The sequence below is a fragment of the Pseudomonas sp. SWRI18 genome (assembly GCF_014268345.1).
GTDB lineage: Bacteria > Pseudomonadota > Gammaproteobacteria > Pseudomonadales > Pseudomonadaceae > Aquipseudomonas > Aquipseudomonas cedrina.
Window position 1 is genome coordinate 1 of the sequence record NZ_JACCQQ010000035.1, and the last position, 21,155, is coordinate 21,155.

Sequence of the window (21,155 nt, forward strand, 5' to 3'; positions counted from 1 at the left end):
ATCTGGAACTCGGCGGTGTCTTTATTGGGGCCGCTTCGCAGCCCAGCGCGGGGCAAGCCCGCTCACTACAGAGAGATTTTCAACCTTAGATGCCTATGGCCATCGCAGGCACCCCGGTCCCCCAGACTAGCCCCAGCCCCTTCAATTCCGTACCATTCCCCGCCTTATCCCCCGCATGACCCTGGTACCTCATGAACCTCACCCGTCTGCGCGCCGATGCCCTGGCCGGCCTCACCACGTCCTTTGCCTTGCTGCCCGAGTGCATCGCCTTTGCCCTGGTGGCTCACCTCAACCCGCTGATGGGGCTCTATGGCGCCTTTATCATCTGCACCCTGACCGCCTTATTCGGCGGTCGCCCCGGTATGGTCTCCGGCGCGGCAGGCTCGATGGCGGTGGTGATCGTGGCGTTGGTGGTGCAACACGGCGTGGAATATCTGCTGGCCACGGTGCTGCTGGGCGGGCTGATCATGGTCGCCTTCGGCCTGCTGCGCCTGGGCAAACTGGTGCGCATGGTGCCGCATCCGGTGATGCTGGGGTTCGTCAACGGCCTGGCTATCATCATTGCGCTGGCGCAGCTTGAGCATTTCAAGAGCGGTGAACGCTGGCTCAGCGGCACGCCGCTGTACGTGATGACCGGCCTGGTGCTGGTGACCATGGCCATTGTCTACCTCTTGCCGCGCATCACCCGCGCCGTGCCGCCCGCGCTGGTGGCGATCCTTGGCGTGGGCCTGGCGGTCTATCTGCTCGGTTTGCCGACCCGCACCCTCGGCGACATGGCCCACATTGCCGGCGGTCTGCCGACCTTTGCGTGGCCGCAGATCCCCTGGACCCTGGAAACCCTCGGCATCATCGCGCCCTACGCTTTCCTGATGGCCATGGTCGGGCTGCTGGAAACCCTGCTCACCCTGAACCTCACCGACGAAATCACCGAGACCCGTGGCTACCCCGACCGCGAAAGCGTGGCCCTGGGCGCGGCGAACATGCTGTCGGGGCTGTTCGGCGGCATGGGCGGTTGCGCGATGATCGGGCAAACCGTGATCAACCTCAGCTCCGGCGGGCGCGGGCGATTCTCCGGGGTGTTTGCCGGGGTGATGATTCTGTTGTTCATCCTGTTTCTGTCACCGCTGATCGAGCGCATTCCATTGGCGGCGCTGGTCGGGGTGATGTTCGTGGTGTCGCAGCAGACCTTCGCCTGGGCGTCGTTGCGGGTGATCAACAAGGTGCCGCTCAATGATGTGCTGGTGATCATTGCGGTGACGGTGATCACCGTGTTCACCGACCTGGCCACCGCCGTGCTGTGCGGGATTGTGATTGCGGCGCTGAACTTTGCCTGGCAGCAAGCGCGCGAACTGTATGCCGATGAGCATCTGGAAGCCGATGGCAGCAAGCTCTATCGTCTGCATGGCACCTTGTTCTTTGCCTCGACCACGCCGTTCCTGAACCAATTCGACCCGGCCAACGACCCGGCCCAGGTGACGCTCGATTGCCGTCACCTGAGCTTTGTCGACTACTCGGCGATTGCCGCGCTGATGACCCTGCGCGAGCGCTACAGCAAGGCCGGCAAGCACCTGCGGGTGTTGCATCTGTCGGAGCGCTGCAAGAAGTTGCTCAAGCGTGCGCGGGTGCATCACGACTGATCAAGGCCCGACGAGGTTTTCCAACTCCTGGGCGCGTGCCTGGGTCATGTCCAGCACGCAACCGGAGCCGTTGACCTGATCGATGGTGCCGCCAGTGGCCGAACCGATGAAGCCGCAATTGGCATCGCGGTACTTTATCCACAGGCGCTGCACGTCTTGCAGTTGCTGCCTGCGGTTGCCTTCCAGGGCGGCGAGGGCGGCCTTGTAGGCGGTATTCAGGCGTGCGTCTTGCACCTTGGTCTCCTTGACGTTGCAACCGACCATGTCTGCGGTCGTGCTGGCGCCGTCCATGCATTTTTTCAGCGCCGGGTTGTCGGCTGCGGCGGCTGTGCCGCACAGGGCCAGCAGCAGGGCGCCGGCGGCGAGTGTCGTGTGGTTCATGGTCGATTTTCCTGGCGTCAGTGAATGTGCAGGCTAAGACTCAACCGCGCGCGGTGAGTTTCCAGCCTTGTCTGATCTTCGTGTAAGAACGCTCCCTGAATTTTCATCGACGAGCCTTGGGCGTATCCCAACGCGACAGGGCTTATCTGTGGGCGAAATTTAGTTTCATTAAAATTGAAAGTACGCCTCGGTAATGATTTATGAGTTTCACAACAGATCTGACGTGACCCTTTCCGAGGAGTACCGCATGGCCGCATCACTGGGCTTCGGGCTATTGGCATACGCTGCCATCGCCATCATTGCTTTGATCGTGCTGATTGCACGTTACCGGCTCAACCCGTTTATCGTCATCACCCTGGTGTCCATCGGCCTGGCGCTGACGGCTGGGATGCCGGCGGATACCATCATGGGCTCCTACGAGGCGGGCGTCGGCAAGACCCTGGGGCACATCGCCCTGGTCGTCGCGCTGGGCACCATGCTCGGCAAGATGATGGCCGAATCCGGCGGTGCCGAGCAGGTGGCGCGTACGTTGATCAACCGGTTCGGCGAGCGCAATGCCCATTGGGCGATGGTGTGCATCGCGTTCCTGGTGGGGCTGCCGCTGTTTTTTGAAGTCGGTTTTGTGTTGCTGGTGCCGATCGCCTTTACCGTGGCGCGGCGCGTGGGCGTTTCAATCTTGATGGTCGGCTTGCCGATGGTCGCCGGTTTGTCGGTGGTGCATGCGCTGGTGCCGCCGCACCCGGCGGCGATGATGGCGGTGCTGGCCTATAACGCGTCGGTGGGGCAGACGGTGCTGTATGCGATCCTGATCGGCATCCCCACGGCCATCATCGCCGGCCCCGTGTATGCCAGGTTCATCGTGCCGCGTATCGAGTTGCCGGCGCAAAACCCGCTGGAACGCCAGTTCATCGAGCGCGAGCCGCGCACCCGTCTGCCCAGTTTCGCCCTGACCATGGGCACCATCCTGCTGCCGGTGGTGTTGATGATGATCGGCGGTTGGGCCAACGTGATCGCCACGCCGGGCACGGCGTTCAACCAGTTCCTGTTGTTCATCGGCAACTCGGTGATTGCGTTGCTGGTGGCGACATTGGTCAGCTTCTGGACCTTGGGTATCGCCCAGGGTTTCAACCGCGAGTCGATCCTCAAGTTCACCAATGAATGCCTGGCGCCGACGGCCAGCATTACCTTGCTGGTGGGCGCGGGCGGTGGGTTGAATCGCATCCTGGTAGACGCGGGCGTGACCAACGAAATCCTCGGCCTGGCCCATGCGTTTCATTTGTCGCCGCTGGTGATGGGGTGGCTGTTCGCCGCGCTGATGCGTATTGCCACAGGCTCGGCCACCGTCGCCATGACCACCGCGTCCGGCGTGGTGGCGCCGGTTGCCATGGGCCTGGGTTATCCACACCCGGAATTGCTGGTGCTGGCCACTGGCGCGGGCTCGGTGATCTTTTCCCACGTCAACGACGGCGGCTTCTGGCTGATCAAGGAATACTTCAATATGACGGTGATCCAGACCTTCAAGACCTGGACCGTGTTGGAAACCCTGATTTCGCTGGTCGCCTTCGGCCTGACGTACGGCCTTTCACTGTTGTTATGAGCCCTGTTCGGTAACCCGGAGACCCCATGGACATCCTCTACCAGATCCGCGCCCGCCAGGCTTCCTTCAGCGCAGGGGAGGGGCGTATCGCCAGGCTGATGCTCGATGACGTGGGCTTTGCCGCGTCGGCCAGCCTGGAGGCCTTGTCCCAACGGGCCGAGGTCAGCACCGCGACCTTGTCGCGCTTTGCGCGCAGTGTCGGGTGCCGGGATTTGCGCGACTTGCGCCTGCAACTGGCCCAGGCCAGTGGCGTGGGCAGTCGCTTCCTCGACCCGGCTGGGTTGCCGGAACAATCGGCGTTTCATCGGCAGATCCTGGGTGACATCGAGTCCACATTGCGTCAGCACTTGTCGGGCTTCAACCAGACGAGTTTTGTGGATGCAGTGAGCCTGTTGGGCAAGGCGCGGATGATTCATGCGTTCGGCATGGGCGGCCCGTCGAGCCTGTGCAGCGATGAGTTGCAAGTGCGCCTGGTGCGCCTGGGTTATCCAATTGCCGCCTGCCACGACCCGGTGATGATGCGTATCACGGCGGCGACCCTGGGCCCCGAACAGGCGCTGATCGTGTGTTCCTTGAGTGGCCTTACCCCCGAATTGCTGGACGTGGTGGAGCTGGCGCGCAACTACGACGCGCGCATTCTCGCCATCACCCTGGCCGATTCGCCCCTGGCCCTGTTGGCGGATGTCGTGCTGCCATTGCAACCGGCCGAAACCAGTTTTATCTACAAACCCACGGCGGCGCGCTACGGCATGTTGCTGGCCATTGATCTGCTCGCCACCGAACTGGCGCTGGCCCTGCCGGACGCCAACCAGGAACGCCTGCGCCGGATCAAGCTGGCCCTCGACGATTATCGCGGCGGCCCCGACAGCCTGCCGCTCGGAGACTGATATGAAGTACGACACGCTGATTCGCCAGGCGCTGGTCATCGATGGCAGCAACACCCCCGGCTACCCGGCCGATGTGGGGTTGCGCGACGGGCGCATCGCAACGATCGGCGATTTGTCCACGGCCGCTGCCGAGCAAGAGATCGATGCCGCCGGCCGCGTATTGGCGCCGGGGTTCATCGATGTGCACACCCACGATGACACCGTGGTGATCCGTTACCCGCAGATGCTGCCCAAACTCAGCCAGGGCATCACCACGGTGATCGTCGGCAACTGCGGCATCAGCGCCTCGCCGGTGAGTTTGCAGGGTGATCCGCCAGACCCGATGAACCTGCTGGGCCAGCGTGAAGCGTTCGTGTATCCACGTTTTGCCGACTACCGCGCCGCGGTGCAAAGCGCCCACCCTGCGGTGAACGTTGCGGCCTTGATCGGCCACACGGCATTGCGCAGCAACCATATGGACGATTTGCACCGCACCGCCACGCCGGCTGAAATCGCAGGCATGCGCGTGCAGTTACAGGAAAGCCTCGCCGCCGGCGCCCTGGGTTTATCCACAGGCCTGGCGTACGCCAGTGCGTTCAACGCCGAGACCGACGAGGTGCTGCAACTGAGCGAAGAGCTGACGGCCTTCGGCGCGGTGTACACCACCCATTTGCGCAGCGAATTCGAGCCGGTGCTGGAAGCGATGGACGAAGCCTTCCAGATCGGCCGGCATGCCCAGGCGCCGGTGATCATTTCCCACCTCAAGTGCGCGGGCGCGGGAAACTGGGGGCGCAGTCCGCAACTGCTGGCATCCCTGGAACGGGCGGCGAAAACCCACCCGGTGGGCTGCGACTGTTATCCCTATGCCGCCAGTTCCTCGACCCTGGACCTCAAGCAAGTCACCGATGCGTTCCGTATCACCATCACCTGGTCGACGCCGCACCCGGACATGGGCGGGCGTGACCTGCAGGCTATCGCCGGCGACTGGAACGTTTCGCTGATGGAGGCAGCGCGTCGGCTACAACCGGCGGGGGCGGTGTATTACGGGATGGACGAAGCGGATGTACGGCGCATCCTGGCGCATCCCTTGTCGATGGTGGGTTCCGATGGGCTGCCTGAAGACCCGTTCCCGCATCCGCGTTTGTGGGGTGCATTTCCACGGGTGCTGGGGCACTTCAGTCGCGACGTCGGGTTGTTCCCGCTGCATACCGCCGTGCACAAGATGACCGGCCTGTCGGCGGCGCGTTTTGGCCTGGCGCAGCGAGGAGAAATCCGTGAAGGGCACTGGGCCGACCTGGTGTTGTTCGACCCTTTGCGTATACGCGATGTGGCGGATTTCAAGGCGCCGCAGCGTGCGGCAGAGGGCATTGACGGGGTGTGGGTCAATGGCGTGCTGAGCTACCGCGATGGGCAGGCCAACGGCCAGCGGCCGGGCCGCTTCCTGGCACGCAGCGGGGATTTGCGTGGCGGGTTTTCAGCTTTATAGTGGGCGATCTCATACACGGAGCGGTCGCCATGCACTTAGGAAAAGTCACCCCCATCCTGCGGATTTTCGACGAGGCCAAGGCGTTGGAATTCTACGTCGACTTTCTCGGGTTCAAGGTCGATTGGCAGCATCGGTTCGAGGCCAATTTTCCGCTGTACTTGCAGGTGTCGTTGGGTGAGTGCGTGCTGCATTTGTCCGAGCACCATGGCGATGCGTCACCGGGCGCGGCGGTGCGGATCCAGGCGCCAGGCGTGGACGCGTATCAGCAGCAATTGCTGGGCAAGGATTACCGTTATGCCAAGCCTGAGGTTGAAGCAACGCCGTGGGGCTCGCGTGAGATGAGCATCAAGGATCCGTTTGGGAATCGGGTGGTGTTTGTCGAGGAAGGTGAGGACTGAGGGGTGATTTGCGGGCAATAAAAAACCGCCCGAATAAGGCGGTTTTTTATTGCAATCCCAGTTTGCGGCTGGGTTTGCGCTCTCACAGGAGCACTGACGTGAGTGCAATACTACTGCTGCTTCAGGGGCTCATGCAAGACCTGAAAATGATTGAGTTGTACATGTTAAAGCGTCGGAAGCTTGTTGGTAACGACTGCAAAATATGGCAACAACTCAAGGAGTAATCGGCCTTTGTCTGTCACACATTGGAGTCGGGGGTGAGCTAATATCGCCCTCGTTCTGCGTTCGTCGTGATGCAGGTTGGTTGGGTTCGCGCGCACATTTTTGGACCGACCGCCACGGGCTTGCAACCCGTGCCGGATCCATGCGGGAGGACCATAAACCCAGCGCCTCACAGGAGCACTGACGTGCATCCGAAGGCTCACGTGTTCCGGTAAGTGCGCTGGAGGTAAGGCCCAACTCACGGAGGGCCGAGTATGTCTAAGTTTGCCTGTGGCGAGGGAGCTTGCTCCCGTTGGAGTGCGCAGCGCTCCCCAGATTTTGGGGCCGCTACGCAGCCCAACGGGAGCAAGCTCCCTCGCCACAATGAATCTCCTTCGCCACATTGAATGCGCCGGTCGTTACACCCGGAAATGACTGACCATCTGCTGCAACTGGCTGCCCAGGCGCGCCAGTTCCACACTCGACTTGGCCGTCTCGTCACTGGCCGTGGCGGTCTGCTCGGACACGTCACGCACATTCACAATGCTGCGGCTGATCTCTTCGGCCACGGCGCTTTGTTGCTCGGCGGCGGCAGCGATCTGCTGGTTCATCGATTGGATATTGGACACGGTACGCGTGATGTTTTCCAGCGACACACCGGCCTTGCGCGTCAGCTCGACGCTGCTGTCGGTGAGGCTGCGGCTGTTGTTCATCACGTTGGCCACTTGCTGGGTGCCGTTCTGCAAACCGGCTACCAGGCCTTCGATTTCTTCGGTGGATTTCTGCGTGCGCTGGGCCAGGCCCCGCACTTCGTCGGCCACGACGGCAAACCCACGGCCGGCTTCGCCGGCTCGCGCCGCTTCAATCGCCGCGTTGAGTGCCAGCAGGTTGGTTTGTTCGGCCACGGCCTTGATCACGTCCATCACGCTGCCGATCTTGTTGCTCTCTTGTTGCAGGTGCGCCATGGCATCGGTGGAGCGTGCCACTTCAGCGGCCAGACGTTCGATCTGGGCGATGGCCTCAGCCACCACTTTGTCGCCTGCGCGGGCTTGGCCATCGGCATCGGCGGCGGCCAGCGAAGCCTGTTCGGCGTTGCGCGCAACTTCCTGCACGGTGGCGGTCATTTCGTGCATGGCCGTGGCGACCTGATCGGTCTCGATCTTCTGGCTGTTGACGCCTGCGCTGGTCTGCTCGGTCACGGCCGACAGCTCTTCGGCGGCGCTGGCGATCTGGGTCACGCCGTCACGGATACCGCTGATCAATTCACGCAAGGTGGTGCCCATGCGCTGGATGCCTTGTTGCAGCACGCCCAGTTCGTCGCGGCGGGTAACCTGGATGGTATGGCTCAGATCGCCCGAGGCAATGCGATCGACCACGGCCAGGGTTTCCTGCAGCGGGCGGGTGATCTGGCGGGTGATGACCCATGCGGCGATGACACCGACCAATAGGGCCAGCAGGGTGCTGATCAATTGCAGGCTACGGGCCTGGGCGCTTTCGATATCACGGCGTTCCAGCTGGATGTCGTAGAGCTTGTCGCTGAGGGACACGATGTCGGTGCCCTGGGTGGTCATTTCGGCGCGGGCGCTGACGATATTGGCATTGGCGGCCTTGTAGTTCTGCACCGCAGTGCGATAGGCGCCAAGGGCTGTTTCCAGGGAGGCCAGCGCGTTTTGCTGGCTGGCGCCAAACACGGCGCCAAGGCCTTTCAAGCCGCCAATGGCTTTTTCAATCTGTGCGGCGGCCTGGGCTTCGGTGTCGGCGTTGACATTGGCGATGTAGCCGCGCACTTCATAGCGGGCCATCAGGAATTCTTCTTTGGCACGGGTTACCGCCTGGAACTGCGCGAAGCGCTCCGGGCTGTCGGCCATCTGCTGCACGCTGGCGTCCAGGGCATTGATCTGGTTATTGGCGATCTCGGCCTTGTCGCTCATCACCTGGCGCGCGGCGTTGCTATTACGGTAGGCCTCACGCATTTTGTTCAGCGACTGTTGATAGGCGGTGATGAGGGCCTTTTGCTGGTTGAGCAGCTTGAGGTTTTCCGGGCTCTTGAAGCTGTTGAGCAGCTTCTGTTGCTGGGCGGCGAAGACGTCCAGATTGGCCTGTACGTTCTGTGCCACGGTTTCGTCGCCATTGGCCAGCATGTACTGCAGGCGCACGACGCGCAGTTTGGTCAGCGAGGCATTGAGCTGGGTAATGTCGCTCATCCAATTGCTGCGGTCGATCAGGCCCCCCAGGCTGGTCCAGCCGGTGAAAGCCAGGATCGAGGTGAGAACCAGCACCAAGCCAAAGCCCAGGCCGAGTTTGAGGTTGACGCTGATGTTGCCGAACCAGCTGTTCATTACTATGCCTCCAGGCACGCAGTCGATTTGTTTTCTGGAGCTGGAAGTTTTTGTTTTTGATGCCAGCAAAGGTGTACGTCCGTATCGGCCGCAAACCCTTGAGCTGTAGTTTTTTTTACTTGCGCAGGCGCGTCCCGACGGATGGGGGAAATTGCCTCTTGGTGGAGGCAATCGTCGAGGTTGTCGTTACACGGGGATCAGGTGTATCTCATACCTGAGTGCCTGGATCAGCGTGTCCTGCGACAAAAATCGCTTACCCTTGAGTGCATCCCAGCGGTCGATGAAAAAGTGTCCGGTGTCATCTATCTGAATGGGCGTGGAGACAATCTGACCGCTATTGGATTTATGCAGAAGAATCGTCTGTTTGGAGCTGGGCCGCTCGATCAGAAAATCGCCGATGTTCTTCAAGCGTGAACGGTCCGCGGGCACGAACGGCGCCGGGGCTTTTATGCGACTGAACCCTATATTCAGCACAAAGTCACTGCGCAAGGCATGCCATTTGGTTTCGCTGGCCACCTCCCAGGCACCCGCTTCAAACCCTTTTGCCAGGCTGGTTGCGGTGTCGCGTATGTGCAGGCTGAGCGTCCCGAGCACCGATGTCAGGCCCGGAACGCCGAGGTAAGTATCCGTATGCGCGCTGCCCACGAACGCCACCCAATTATGCGCCCCCTGTATAGCCTGGTCGTGCTCGATGACGTGTTTGGCGAAGTAACTGAACATCATGATGCGTGCTTTTTCGCGCTCCCCTAGTCCTCTGAGGTAATAGCTGGCACTGCAATCGATGGCCTGCACCCGAATGCCCTGTTTATTGGCGGCCTGCAGAATATTGGTATAGGTATTAGGCCCCGTGTAGATGTGCGTCTTGCCATCATACAAACGCATTTGGTTCAGGTCTTGTTCCGTTACGAACGACTTCAGGGTGGCGGGCATTTTTGAGCGCTGCTTGAAGGTGTCGAGCTCAAGTTGGTGCAGGTCGGTTTGCAGGTGTTCGATATACAGTGTCTGCACACCCTGTTTTTTCAGGTCGCCCATATGCTCGATAAGAAAACCCTTGGCGGCCTCGCTGGTGTGCGCCTCACCGATTACCAGGCCGGACGAATAGCGATACGCATGGTCGATGAAATCCTGTGGCGTCTTGAACAACGCTGCATCAGGCAGGGAGGGGTGAACAGGCGGCGTATAACTTTTAAAAAAGCGCTCTGCGTCGGCATGGAGGCGTTTGCGTGTGGCTTTAAATGCCAGCTTGGCATCCTGGAATGGGTTGTCTAAGGAACCATAACTGGTGTCCAGGCCTTTGGGGATGCGTTCCAGCTTGCGCAGGCTTTCCCTGAGCGAGGGTGCAATATCGTAGTTGTTGTAGTGCGAGGCTGTCGGCGGGGAAGAGGATGTGGCCGGTGCGGAAGGAGGTGTCGGCGTTTTCGGCGTGTTGGCGGTTCTGAGTGTCAGTTTGAAATCCGTCGGATCCGCCCAGATGCCCGCTTGCGCATCGGTGGCAACGTCATCGATCCGCAGCCCGATAGCACCTTGCAAATCAGCCAGCCCGGGGACTTGCCCGCTAGCCCGTACGCGACTGTGCTCGACCAGTGCGACCCAGGGCGTGTCTGCCTGATCGACCAGATCGGCGGCAATCACTTTGTGCGAATAAAAGTTGCGCAGGGTATTGGACCGAGGCGGGGCAGGCGCCTCGGCACTGATATCGAATGCCCCATTCAGGTCATAGGAAGCACAGCCGTCGATAGCCTTGAGTTCGATCCCATGTTTGCGGGCTTCTTTCATCAGGTGCAGATAGGAGGGGCCGCTTGCGCCGGGCAGGTTGAAGGCGCTGTCCACGGCGCTTAAATGCTGTTCGATATGTCGGGATGCACCCTTGGTCTGGAGTTTTTGCAGCTTGTACCGGAACACATCACGGGGCAGGTGTTCGATGTACAGGCGCTTGATGCCTTGTCGAGCCAGGACGCCCATGTGATCGATCAGGAATTGTTTGCTGGCAAGCGACTCTGGCGCTTCGCCAATGACCAGGCCCTTGGCTTTTTTAAAAAGACTTTCAATGAAGTGCTCCGTGGAAGCGCCAGGTACCAGCGGTGGCAATGACGGGCGCGGTACGACGGGCGGTGTGCTGAAAAACGTCTCGGCGTCCTGGCTCAGTTTCTCGACGTGTTGAAGGTAACGCTCGTGCAAGGGTTGCAGCTGTTCACGGGCCAGTATCACCCCCTCGGATGCATCCAGATCCAGCCATTCGTATTGCTTTAACAGGTTGCGCTTGAAGGCGGGGGTGAGAAGCGGCTCGACATTGCGCCAGTCGCTCTCGTCGAGGTCGTAGGCCTTAAGCGGGTTATCCGTCTCTGGCACCTTTTGGTACTTCGGCGCGCCACCCGCTACACCCGAGCGTTTCCAGGTGCCATCAGCGGCGGGCTGGACCAGACGTCCTGTCGATCTCAATTGCCCGCTCGAGGCGTCAGGGATAAACAGCAGATAGCGCCCCAGCCGATCCGGGATTGTCGGCGCCCAATACGCTTGGCCGTTGAACAATAGGGGGCGCATGCCTTCGGGAGACGGTAGCGCTGTGTGCAGTTTGCGGCTCAGTGCGATGGCCTGGGTGTCTGGCGTGCCATGAAGACTTGGGCGCCTTTGCCTGCCCAAGGCCTTGATCGAGCCCAGGGCGGGCCGCAGGTCGGTAAATACCGCGCCGGCCGTGTTGAGTAAATAACCGATCAAATGCTGCATGGCGGCGTCGTTGTCGCCCTGATGGTAAGCGTCCAGCGCCAACATCGCGTCCTTGAAGGCCAATAGCATGCCGGTGCCCAGGCTCAGCACCGGGAACGGCGCGGTAGCAATCGCCGCCACCCATTCAACGCAGGCCCAGGCAATGCCCATGATCATCTGCGTGCGGTTGCGGGTGGTGGCAAAGACGTTATCAATCCGGCGTTGCAGCTTCATGTTGTACAGCTCGTGGCGCAGGTCCGTGAGTGGCTTGGCGCGTGCGAGGCTGTCGTAGCGCGGAGTGCTGGGTGTGGTTCTATCGATGTGCTCGGGCAATTGCTGGCGTGCGGTGGTCAGCCATTGCGCGACGCGCGCCTGGGACTGGATGGGCGCGCGCGTGCTCAAGTAACCCACCATGGCACTGATTTTTTTCAGGGTGTAGTTGAACAGCCGTGCTTCGCGAAACGTGATGTGATCGGGGGCGTTTGGGGTGTAGAGCAGCACCGGATTATCAGCGTGGCTGAACAGGAAGGTGTCGATGATCCAGTGACCGTCTATCACCAGGCGATGAATGCCGTACTGCCCGCGAACGGCAACCGAGGTGTCCCCCATGCTTTGAATACTGGCGTCAAGCCAAGCCAGGTCAACGCTGCTGATGTGGCCCTTGAGCTGACATTCCAGGGCGGCATTGCGCATCTGCAACTGCGTGATCGCCAGGGTCGCGTCGCGGCGTTTTTCGTAGCCGGGGCTGTTGGCGTTTTGCAGCTTGGCGCGCACTTCGTCGATATAGCGTTGGCCGATCCAGGCGCCGCGAACCGAGGCCGCGACCTTCTGCGCGGTCAGCGGGCTCAGGTCGATGCCGTCCGGGCCTTTGAAGGTTGCAGATGCAGCGAACGACTCGTTTAAAAAACCGATGCTGTCGTCATAACCATCGCGGTAAAGGGTGGTGTAGGTGACAGGCGCCGGCGTAGACGTCACAAGGCGCTTGGGGTAATACGTCCAGATTTCGTTTGGGTCGACATCGTGTTGCCGACGCCCAAGCAGGCGATTCAGGGCGATTTTCGCCTGTTGATGCACATAAGTCTCGAAGCCTGCAAAGGCATAATCCGATTGCGGGTCGGCGTTATAGAGACGCAGCGCGCCCTCGGCGTCATCGGCCAAGGCCAGCAACGTGCTGCGGTTGGTCGCGGCGGTCGATCTGTACCACAGCGGGGTGCTGGATTCGTGGTCGTCCAACTGGGTGGCGAGGAAGTGGCCCGCCATGCTCATGAGACAATCGGCGTGGCTGCAGGGGGCGTCGAATTTGACCTCCTTGTATTCCTGTTCGTGGGGCTTGAAGCCGAGGCCCATCAGGGTTTTTGCCATGGCCTCGCGAAACCGTAGGGCAACGCGGTCCAGCAGGTAATCGGTCATGGTTTGCTTGCCCGCAGCGGAGCCGTTGTCGCGGCTCCAGCCCAGCACGTGGGTCTGGCAGGCGATCTCACTGTCGAATGCCACGAAGTGCTGCGGCCTGGGCGCGAACGGCGTACACAGCAGCACGCGAACGGGCTTGCCGCCGTCGTCGACCTGGCGCAGCACCCAAAGGTCCTGGAGTTGGGCGTTATGCACGGACAGGGTTGATGCACTCAAGTGCGGATCGTTGCCCAGACGCAGGTCCTGGATCAGTTGGTAGTCCCGCTCGGTGATGTGATGTTGCAGCACTGCGGCGTAGGCCAGGCAATTGATGCGCTGATCCAGCATGTGCTGGATGAGGTTCTTGAGTTCCGGCTTGCTGTGGAGATCGTGCTGGGCTTGGCTGAACGCCAAGCGTGGCTGCAAGGTTTTCAACAGTTGCGCCAGATAGGTGGGCGTCAGGTCTTGGTAACGTTCAGGCAATGGCTTGCCAGCGTAGCTGAGCGTGGTTTTTTTCAGGAAATCCGACTGCGGATTTTCGTCGGTGCCATGCAGGCCGCGAAGGGCCAGGTCAGTCAGGGTGTTTTTATGTGCGTAGTCGCCGACACCCGGTACATGACGTTGCGTGGTGACCGTCAGTTGATCGGGGTCCAGGTCCTGAATGTCGAGTTCGACCTCCAGCTGCTCGAGCAGTTGATAACGTGCCAGCGCCTGCGGTGAAGCGGCGGGGCCCATAAAGCCGATCAGCGCCTGACGGGCTTGGTTGTACTGCTGAATATGCTCGGCCAACAACGTGCGTTTGGCGGTATCGGCGCTGCGGTACCAATGCGGTGCGCTGTAGCGCAGGCTGCGTTCCAGCAAGGCTTGGGCGCGCAGTTCAAGGCGCTGGTCGTAGGTGATGAGGGCGGCGCGAGTGGCCTGATCCAGTTGTTGATAGAGCTGCGTTGCACTGCGCTCGGGGTTGTCGATCAGGCTTAGCGCCCGCTCAATGTCCAGGGTGCGTTTGTCGATACGAGCGTTGTAGAGGTGTTCAAAAAGGGGGGAGCTGTCGATTTTTTCAAGGGCCAGGGGCCAGATTCCCGCCGTACTGAGTTCATGGTATTGCCGTGGCAGACAATCGATGAATGCTTGTCGTGGGGTGGCGATGTGCAGGGTGTGCTGTAGCCAGGTATCAAGCTGCGCCAACGAATCGAAAGCCTCCAGGCCGCGCGAGGGCAAAAATAACAATACGGGGCCGACATTGGCGTCGTCGCTCAGGTCTGCGACCGCTGGCATCGCCTGTTCAGTCAGCACAAAGGCGCCGGCGACTTCGACACGTGTGCCCTGGTAGGTAAAGGTCAGTGCGTAGAGACCTGGGCGCAAGTGAGGACCCAGGGATATATGTTCAATCTTTTTACTCCAGTCCGGATGAAGCAAACGGTCCTTGATGCGCAGCCTGGCCTCCTGTTCCAGGGCAGCGATGCCGGCATCGAATGCGAGGTAGGTCTTGCGGCTTTTGTTCTCGATTCGCGTACGTTCATCCAGCGCGATGAGCTTCGTGTTCAGGTCCGTCTTGAGCTGGATGAGCAGTGCCTTTCCCACCTCGGTATCCAGGCTGCTGTCTTCAACGGATTGGTACAAGGCGCGAGCACTGTGCAGCAGTGCCTGGTTGCTCGTCTTGAGGACCTGGTTCAGACGTTCCAACTCAATGAGTTCATCAGGTTTGGCCTGGGCCCTGATTGGGTCGCCCTGCAACAGGTAATCGCTGATCTGCCCCAGGTCGTTGCGTATTTCTTCGAACGTCGGGGGGCGATCAAGTGGGGTTGGGATCATTCTGAAGCTCCGTGATGTTTGGGGGCTTCAGCTTGTCGCCCGGCACCTGGGGCTCGGTAGTAGATACGTAGTTGCCGGCGCGGTGGCTCATCAAGCGCGGGCATGTGTGCTAGTCTGCTGGCCCTTTTAGTTCTGGGCGGTACGCAAAACAGTGGTTTTCGTACCCGCCCTACAGCGGAGCCATTTGATGTCCGAAGTCAATCTGTCCACCGACGAAACCCGCGTCAGCTACGGTATTGGCCGTCAACTGGGCGACCAACTGCGCGATAACCCGCCGCCGGGCGTGAGCCTGGACGCGATCCTTGCCGGCCTGACCGACGCGTTCGCCGGCAAGCCAAGCCGTGTTGACCAGGAGCAAATGGCTGCCAGCTTCAAGGTAATTCGCGAAATCATGCAAGCCGAAGCGGCTGCCAAGGCTGAAGCCGCTGCCGGCGCCGGCCTGGCCTTCCTGGCTGAAAACGCCAAGCGCGAGGGCATCACCACCCTGGCGTCCGGCCTGCAATTCGAAGTGTTGACCGCAGGTACAGGCGCCAAGCCAAGCCGCGAAGACCAGGTACGTACCCACTACCATGGCACCCTGATCGACGGCACTGTGTTCGACAGCTCCTACGATCGCGGCCAGCCTGCGGAATTCCCGGTGGGCGGCGTGATCGCCGGCTGGACCGAAGCCCTGCAACTGATGAATGCCGGCAGCAAATGGCGCCTGTACGTGCCGAGCGAACTGGCCTACGGCGCTCAAGGTGTTGGCAGCATCCCGCCGCACAGCGTCCTGGTGTTTGACGTCGAGCTGCTCGACGTTCTGTAAAATTTGCTGATGCGCCCGGTTCTATGTGGGAGCCGGGTGCATTCAGGTTTTGCGCGTTGGCTCATGGATTAAACTTGCCATGCAGCTCCGTCGCCGGGCGCAACGCCCGGGCATAGCAGAACAGAAACAGATTGCGCACCACTTCCTTCAGCACCCCAGGTTCACTCGAACTCAAGCCATTCACGTCCAGGTCGCCCTGGTCCTGCAGCTCGTTCAGCGCTTCTTCTTCCAGCACCGCACAGACTTCACCGGTTTCCCGATGCAGGATCCGCAGGTAAGGGTGTGGGCGGTCCAGCCAGGCATCTATCAAATAAGTCATGGGTATTCTCCTTGATCGGTTTCAATGAGAATAATTCTTATTCGTAGAATAGCAAGTGCCTATTGGCGGTTTATGGTTTTTTCTGGATGGACAGTGCGTTCGATCAAGGAGAGGGCGAAACGCCATCCCGCGGCGGGCGCGGGATGGAGGCAAGGTTCAGACTTTGCGCACGAACTCGGACTTGAGCTTCATCGGGCCGATCCCGTCGATCTTGCAATCGATATCGTGGTCGCCATCGCACAGGCGGATGTTCTTGACCTTGGTGCCGACCTTCACGACCAGTGAGGTGCCCTTGACCTTAAGGTCCTTGATCACGGTGATGGTGTCGCCGTCCTGCAGGACATTGCCCACAGAGTCTTTCTTGACGGTTTCATCGCCGGACGCTTCGGCCTCGCCGTTGGCGGACCACTCATGGGCGCATTCCGGGCAGACCAGCTGGGTGCCGTCTTCGTAGGTGAATTCGGAATTGCATTTCGGGCAGGGTGGCAACGTGCTCACTAAAGCTCCTTGGGAGTCAGGATGGCTAAAAAGTCGCACATTATATAGGGTTTATTGCCGATCTGGGGGCGGCGCCGCAAAACCTTGTAGTGAGCGGGCTTGCCCCGCGCTGGGTGGCGAAGCCGCCCCAAACCAGGCGACCGGGTTGTATCTGGAGCTCGGCGGTGTCTTTATTAGGGCCGCAGCCCAGCGCGGGACAAGCCCGCTCACTACAAAGATGCAAGCTCGCACACATTAATCAGTGCGGAATCAGTGCGTACGCGCTACCGCAAACTCACTCAGCTCCACCAGGGCATCCCGGTATTCGCTGGCCGGAAGGGCGTCCAGGCATTTGATCGCACGGGCCACATAATCGCGCGCCAGTTGCGCCGTGTACTCCAGCGACCCCGACGCTTCGACGGCGGCGCGGATGGCCTCCAGGTCTTCGATCCCGCCTTTCTGGATCGCCTTGCGCACCAGGGCGGCCTGTTCCGGCGTGCCTTCGCGCATGGTGTAGATCAGCGGCAAGGTCGGCTTGCCCTCGGCCAGGTCGTCGCCGACGTTCTTGCCCAGGGTTTCGGCGTCGCCACGGTAGTCGAGCAGGTCGTCCACCAGTTGGAACGCCACGCCCAGGTGATCGCCAAAGGTGCGCAGGGCTTCGGCCTGTTCGGCCGTTGCGCCACACAGGGCAGCGGCGCTATGGGTCGAGGCTTCGAAGAGCATCGCGGTTTTGCCGCGAATCACTTCCATATAGGTTTCTTCGGTGGTGCTGGCGTCGCGCACCTTGGACAGTTGCAACACTTCGCCTTCGGCGATGATGCGTGTGGCCTGCGAGAGGATCTTCATCACTGGCATCGAGCCGAGTTCAACCATCATTTCGAACGAGCGCGAGTACAGAAAGTCGCCCACCAGCACGCTGGGCGCGTTGCCCCACATGGCGTTGGCGGTCTCGCGGCCACGGCGCATGCCGGACATGTCGACCACGTCGTCATGCAGCAAGGTGGCGGTGTGCAGGAACTCGATGGTGGCGGCCAGCAGGCGCAGGTCATCGCCTTCGCGGCCCAGGGCCTTGCCGCAGAGCAACACTAATAAAGGACGCAGGCGTTTACCGCCCGCCGACGTAATATAGTCGCCAATCTTGGAGACCAGCGGCACTTTAGACGTCAGCTGCTGCTTGATGATGCCGTCGACGGCGCTAAAATCGTCCGCGACCGCGCGGTAGAAAGCTTGGGGTTGCATCAGCGACAGTCGCTCCAGAAGGGTTGCGCGGCATGCTAGGACCCTGACCCCCGAGTGTCAAGGCACGATGGACGGCCACTTGCAACCCGCTAACGCCTTGCGTACAATCGCGCACCCTGAACTTCCTGGGCAGCACCTGCCTTACGCAATTGCATTCGGGACGTCCATCCCATGCAGCCATGCCAGCCAATACCTCTTCTTATAAAGCGCTGGGTGAGCAGGATTATCGGAGAAATACCATGTCGTACGCAGTAATTGTTACTGGTGGCAAGCAATACAAGGTCGCCCCAGGTGAATACCTGAAGATCGAAAAACTGGAAATCGCCACCGGCGAATCCGTGACTTTTGATCGCGTTCTGTTGGTCGCCAATGGCGATGACGTGAACATCGGCGCTCCAGTGGTTGCTGGCGCTACCGTTGTGGCTGAAGTGATTTCCCAAGGTCGTCACGATAAAATCCGCATCATCAAGTTCCGTCGTCGTAAGCACCACATGAAGCGTATGGGCCACCGCCAGTGGTACACCGAGATCAAAATCACCGGTATTCAGGCTTAATTTCAGCCTAATTCCTCACTAGGAGAATTGACTCATGGCACACAAAAAAGCTGGTGGTAGTACCCGTAACGGTCGCGACTCAGAAGCCAAACGCCTTGGCGTTAAGATGTATGGCGGCCAGAAAATCATTCCGGGCAACATCATCGTGCGTCAGCGCGGCACCCAATTCCACGCCGGTTACGGTGTAGGCATGGGTAAGGATCACACCCTCTTCGCGAAAATCGAAGGCGTGATCAAGTTTGAAGTAAAAGGCGCGTTCAACCGCCGTTACGTGAGCGTTGTCGCAGCCTAACTGCGAGATCGCTGGAAAAGCCCTGTCTCGCGACGGGGCTTTTTCGTTTGTGGGGTGAGTCTCTTGCAAAGCTGTTTGTGATGGGCTCCGGGGCTGGATTTGCGGTCGCTGATTGAGGTCGCTACGCTCATTTTTGCAAGAGTCTTATGTCTTGGTTTTTTAAGCTCGTCCATGCGGCGAGAGGCGTTTTGTTATGAAGTTCGTTGATGAAGTTTCCATCCGAGTAAAAGCAGGCGACGGCGGTAACGGTTGCATGAGTTTCCGCCGCGAAAAGTTCATCGAAAACGGTGGCCCCAACGGCGGTGACGGCGGTGACGGCGGTTCCATCTACCTGATGGCCGACGAAAACCTCAACACCCTGGTCGACTACCGTTACACCCGGCACTTCGATGCCGAGCGTGGCTCCAATGGCGGCAGCACCGACTGCACCGGTAAAAAAGGTGAGGACATGGTACTGCGCGTACCGGTCGGCACCACGATCATCGACTCGGCCACCCAGGAAGTGATTGGCGACCTGACCAAGGCCGGCCAGAAGCTGATGGTGGTGCAGGGCGGCTGGCACGGTCTGGGTAACACCCGATTCAAGTCCAGTACCAACCGTGCACCACGCCAGACGACCCCTGGCAAGCCGGGCGAGCAGCGTGACCTCAAGCTGGAAATGAAAGTACTCGCCGACGTGGGCCTGCTGGGCCTGCCGAACGCTGGCAAAAGTACCTTCATCCGCTCGGTCTCGGCCGCCAAGCCGAAAGTTGCCGACTACCCGTTCACCACCTTGGTGCCAAACCTGGGCGTGGTCAGCGTCGACCGTTGGAAAAGCTTCGTGATCGCCGACATTCCCGGCCTGATCGAAGGGGCTTCCGATGGTGCCGGCCTGGGGATTCGCTTCCTCAAGCACTTGTCGCGTACCCGTTTGCTGCTGCACCTCGTCGACATGGCACCGCTGGATGACACCAGTGCTGCGGACGCCGCCGAAGTGATCGTCAGCGAACTGACCAAGTTCAGCCCGGCCCTGGCCGAGCGTGATCGCTGGCTGGTGCTGAACAAGTGCGACCAGATCCTCGAAGAAGAACACGAGGAACGCGTCAAGGAAATCGTCGACCGCCTGGAGTGGGAAGGTCCGGTCTATGTGATCTCGGCCATCGCCAAAGAAGGCACCGAGCGCCTGACCCGCGACATCATGCGCTACCTCGAAGACCGCGCCGACCGCCTCGCGGCCGACCCGGTGTTCAAGGCAGAGCTGGCCGAACTCGACCAGCAGATCGAAGACGAAGCCCGTGCCCAGTTGCAGGCGCTGGATGACCAGCGTGCCCTGCGCCGCAGCGGCGTGAAGTCGGTCCATGACATCGGCGACGATGAGTGGGACGAAGAAGACGTGGATGATGAAGACGGTCCGGAAATCATTTACGTGCGCGACTGATTCGTTGCGATAAACTTGAACGCCGCTCCTTTGGAGCGGCGTTTTGGTATCCGGGTATAACGTTATGGGCCGCGCTGGGTCGCGCAGCCCTCAATCTAAGGTTGAAGATGATGCGGAGCAAAGTGACAGGTGCGCAGCGCTGGGTCGTGAAGATCGGAAGTGCGCTGCTGACGGCCGATGGCAAGGGGCTTGATCGCGCAGCCATGAGCGTCTGGGTCGAGCAGATGGTGGCCTTGCATGAGGCCGGTGTGGAGTTGGTGCTGGTCTCGTCCGGCGCAGTTGCCGCCGGCATGAGCCGCCTCGGCTGGACCGCGCGACCCAGCGCGATGCACGAGCTGCAAGCCGCCGCCGCCATCGGCCAGATGGGCCTGGTGCAAGCCTGGGAATCCAGCTTTGCCGAGCACGGCCGCCACACGGCGCAGATCCTGCTGACCCACGACGACCTGTCCGACCGCAAGCGCTACCTCAACGCCCGCAGTACCCTGCGCGCGTTGGTGGAGCTCAAGGTCATCCCGGTGATCAACGAAAACGACACCGTGGTCACCGATGAAATCCGCTTCGGCGACAACGACACCCTGGCCGCCCTGGTGGCCAACCTGGTGGAAGCCGACCTGCTGGTGATCCTCACCGACCGCGACGGCATGTTCGACGCCGACCCGCGCAACAACCCGGACGCCCAGTTGATCTACGAAGCCCGCGCCGATGACCCGGCACTGGATGCCGTGGCCGGCAGCGTCGGCGGTGCCCTGGGCCGTGGTGGCATGCAGACCAAACTGCGCGCCGCGCGCCTGGCCGCGCGTTCCGGTGCCCACACCATCATTGTTGGCGGGCGTATTGAGCGCGTGCTGGACCGTCTCAAGGCCGGCGAGCGAATCGGCACCCTGTTGTCGCCGGAACGCGGCATGCTGGCGGCGCGCAAACAGTGGCTGGCCGGTCACCTGCAAACCCGTGGCACCCTGGTGCTGGACGCCGGCGCGGTGTCGGCCTTGTCCCAGGGCAACAAGAGCCTGCTGCCGGTGGGCGTCAAGTTGGTGCAGGGCAGCTTCCGCCGTGGCGAAATGGTGGTGTGCGTCGCCCCGGATGGTCGTGAGATCGCCCGTGGCCTTGCCAACTACAGCGCCCTTGAAGCGCAGAAAATTATTGGGCAATCGTCCGATGCGATTGTCGGACTATTGGGTTACATGGCCGAGCCGGAACTGGTTCACCGCGACAACCTGATCCTGGTTTAACCAAAGGAATACAC

At 60.7% G+C, this 21,155-nt stretch carries 16 protein-coding genes; 10 read left to right on the plus strand and 6 right to left on the minus strand.

Annotation, left to right across the window (positions count from 1 at the left end; translation table 11 throughout):
- Nucleotides 1–191 precede the first annotated feature (191 nt).
- Complete coding sequence (locus H0Z09_RS25690) at nucleotides 192–1,637, plus strand: SulP family inorganic anion transporter (RefSeq protein ID WP_186694475.1); 1,446 nt, start codon at nucleotides 192–194, stop codon at nucleotides 1,635–1,637.
- On the opposite strand, the gene H0Z09_RS25695 is transcribed toward H0Z09_RS25690, so the two are convergent.
- A complete protein-coding gene (locus tag H0Z09_RS25695; protein WP_186694478.1) occupies nucleotides 1,638–2,018 on the minus strand; it encodes a lysozyme inhibitor LprI family protein in 381 nt (126 codons plus the stop codon).
- Between the two features lie 247 nt (nucleotides 2,019–2,265).
- Here H0Z09_RS25695 and H0Z09_RS25700 point away from each other — a divergent pair, with 247 nt between their 5' ends.
- Genes H0Z09_RS25700 through H0Z09_RS25715 form a run of 4 tightly spaced genes read left to right on the plus strand, consistent with a single transcriptional unit; the run spans nucleotide 2,266 to nucleotide 6,365 of the window.
- Nucleotides 2,266–3,615 carry a gluconate:H+ symporter gene (locus H0Z09_RS25700; protein WP_238340305.1) on the plus strand — a complete coding sequence of 450 codons (1,350 nt, stop codon included), beginning with the start codon at nucleotides 2,266–2,268 and terminating at the stop codon, nucleotides 3,613–3,615.
- A gap of 26 nt (nucleotides 3,616–3,641) precedes the next feature.
- Nucleotides 3,642–4,502, plus strand: coding sequence for a MurR/RpiR family transcriptional regulator (locus H0Z09_RS25705; RefSeq protein ID WP_186694482.1), 861 nt, complete (start codon nucleotides 3,642–3,644; stop codon nucleotides 4,500–4,502).
- A 1-nt stretch (nucleotide 4,503) separates the two neighbouring features.
- The gene (locus tag H0Z09_RS25710) at nucleotides 4,504–5,967 is read left to right on the plus strand and encodes a D-aminoacylase (protein WP_186694484.1); all 1,464 of its coding nucleotides are present in this window, start codon (nucleotides 4,504–4,506) and stop codon (nucleotides 5,965–5,967) included.
- Nucleotides 5,968–5,996: 29 nt separating this feature from the next.
- Nucleotides 5,997–6,365, plus strand: a complete 369-nt coding sequence (locus H0Z09_RS25715; protein ID WP_186694486.1) for a glyoxalase superfamily protein — start codon at nucleotides 5,997–5,999, stop codon at nucleotides 6,363–6,365.
- Between the two features lie 620 nt (nucleotides 6,366–6,985).
- Here the strand turns inward: H0Z09_RS25715 and H0Z09_RS25720 are convergent.
- Together H0Z09_RS25720 and H0Z09_RS25725 are read right to left on the minus strand one after the other, a co-directional pair.
- Nucleotides 6,986–8,905: a methyl-accepting chemotaxis protein gene (locus H0Z09_RS25720; protein WP_186694488.1), complete on the minus strand. Its 1,920-nt coding sequence runs from the start codon at nucleotides 8,903–8,905 to the stop codon at nucleotides 6,986–6,988.
- A 186-nt stretch (nucleotides 8,906–9,091) separates the two neighbouring features.
- Nucleotides 9,092–14,809, minus strand: a complete 5,718-nt coding sequence (locus H0Z09_RS25725; RefSeq protein WP_186694491.1) for a membrane-targeted effector domain-containing toxin — start codon at nucleotides 14,807–14,809, stop codon at nucleotides 9,092–9,094.
- A 187-nt stretch (nucleotides 14,810–14,996) separates the two neighbouring features.
- Between H0Z09_RS25725 and H0Z09_RS25730 the strand changes: the two genes are divergently transcribed.
- Nucleotides 14,997–15,614, plus strand: a complete 618-nt coding sequence (locus tag H0Z09_RS25730) for an FKBP-type peptidyl-prolyl cis-trans isomerase (RefSeq protein ID WP_186694493.1) — start codon at nucleotides 14,997–14,999, stop codon at nucleotides 15,612–15,614.
- Between the two features lie 61 nt (nucleotides 15,615–15,675).
- On the opposite strand, the gene H0Z09_RS25735 is transcribed toward H0Z09_RS25730, so the two are convergent.
- The 3 genes from H0Z09_RS25735 to H0Z09_RS25745 all read right to left on the minus strand — a co-directional run bounded on the left by H0Z09_RS25735 (nucleotide 15,676) and on the right by H0Z09_RS25745 (nucleotide 17,649).
- Entirely contained in the window at nucleotides 15,676–15,933 is a 258-nt protein-coding gene (locus tag H0Z09_RS25735) for a hypothetical protein (RefSeq protein ID WP_169374543.1), read from the minus strand.
- Nucleotides 15,934–16,089: 156 nt separating this feature from the next.
- On the minus strand, nucleotides 16,090–16,431 hold the full coding sequence (locus H0Z09_RS25740) for a zinc ribbon domain-containing protein YjdM (RefSeq protein ID WP_186694495.1): 342 nt from the start codon (nucleotides 16,429–16,431) through the stop codon (nucleotides 16,090–16,092).
- Nucleotides 16,432–16,680: 249 nt separating this feature from the next.
- Entirely contained in the window at nucleotides 16,681–17,649 is a 969-nt protein-coding gene (locus tag H0Z09_RS25745) for a polyprenyl synthetase family protein (RefSeq protein ID WP_076949951.1), read from the minus strand.
- Between the two features lie 239 nt (nucleotides 17,650–17,888).
- Between H0Z09_RS25745 and rplU the strand changes: the two genes are divergently transcribed.
- From rplU to proB, 4 genes are all read left to right on the plus strand, one after another.
- Nucleotides 17,889–18,203, plus strand: coding sequence for a 50S ribosomal protein L21 (gene rplU, locus H0Z09_RS25750; protein ID WP_003230856.1), 315 nt, complete (start codon nucleotides 17,889–17,891; stop codon nucleotides 18,201–18,203).
- 34 nt (nucleotides 18,204–18,237) lie between these two features.
- Nucleotides 18,238–18,495, plus strand: coding sequence for a 50S ribosomal protein L27 (gene rpmA, locus H0Z09_RS25755; protein ID WP_003176049.1), 258 nt, complete (start codon nucleotides 18,238–18,240; stop codon nucleotides 18,493–18,495).
- A 193-nt stretch (nucleotides 18,496–18,688) separates the two neighbouring features.
- Nucleotides 18,689–19,912, plus strand: coding sequence for an Obg family GTPase CgtA (cgtA, locus tag H0Z09_RS25760; protein WP_076949950.1), 1,224 nt, complete (start codon nucleotides 18,689–18,691; stop codon nucleotides 19,910–19,912).
- Nucleotides 19,913–20,022: 110 nt separating this feature from the next.
- On the plus strand, nucleotides 20,023–21,141 hold the full coding sequence (proB, locus tag H0Z09_RS25765) for a glutamate 5-kinase (RefSeq protein WP_076949949.1): 1,119 nt from the start codon (nucleotides 20,023–20,025) through the stop codon (nucleotides 21,139–21,141).
- Nucleotides 21,142–21,155: the final 14 nt, after the last annotated feature.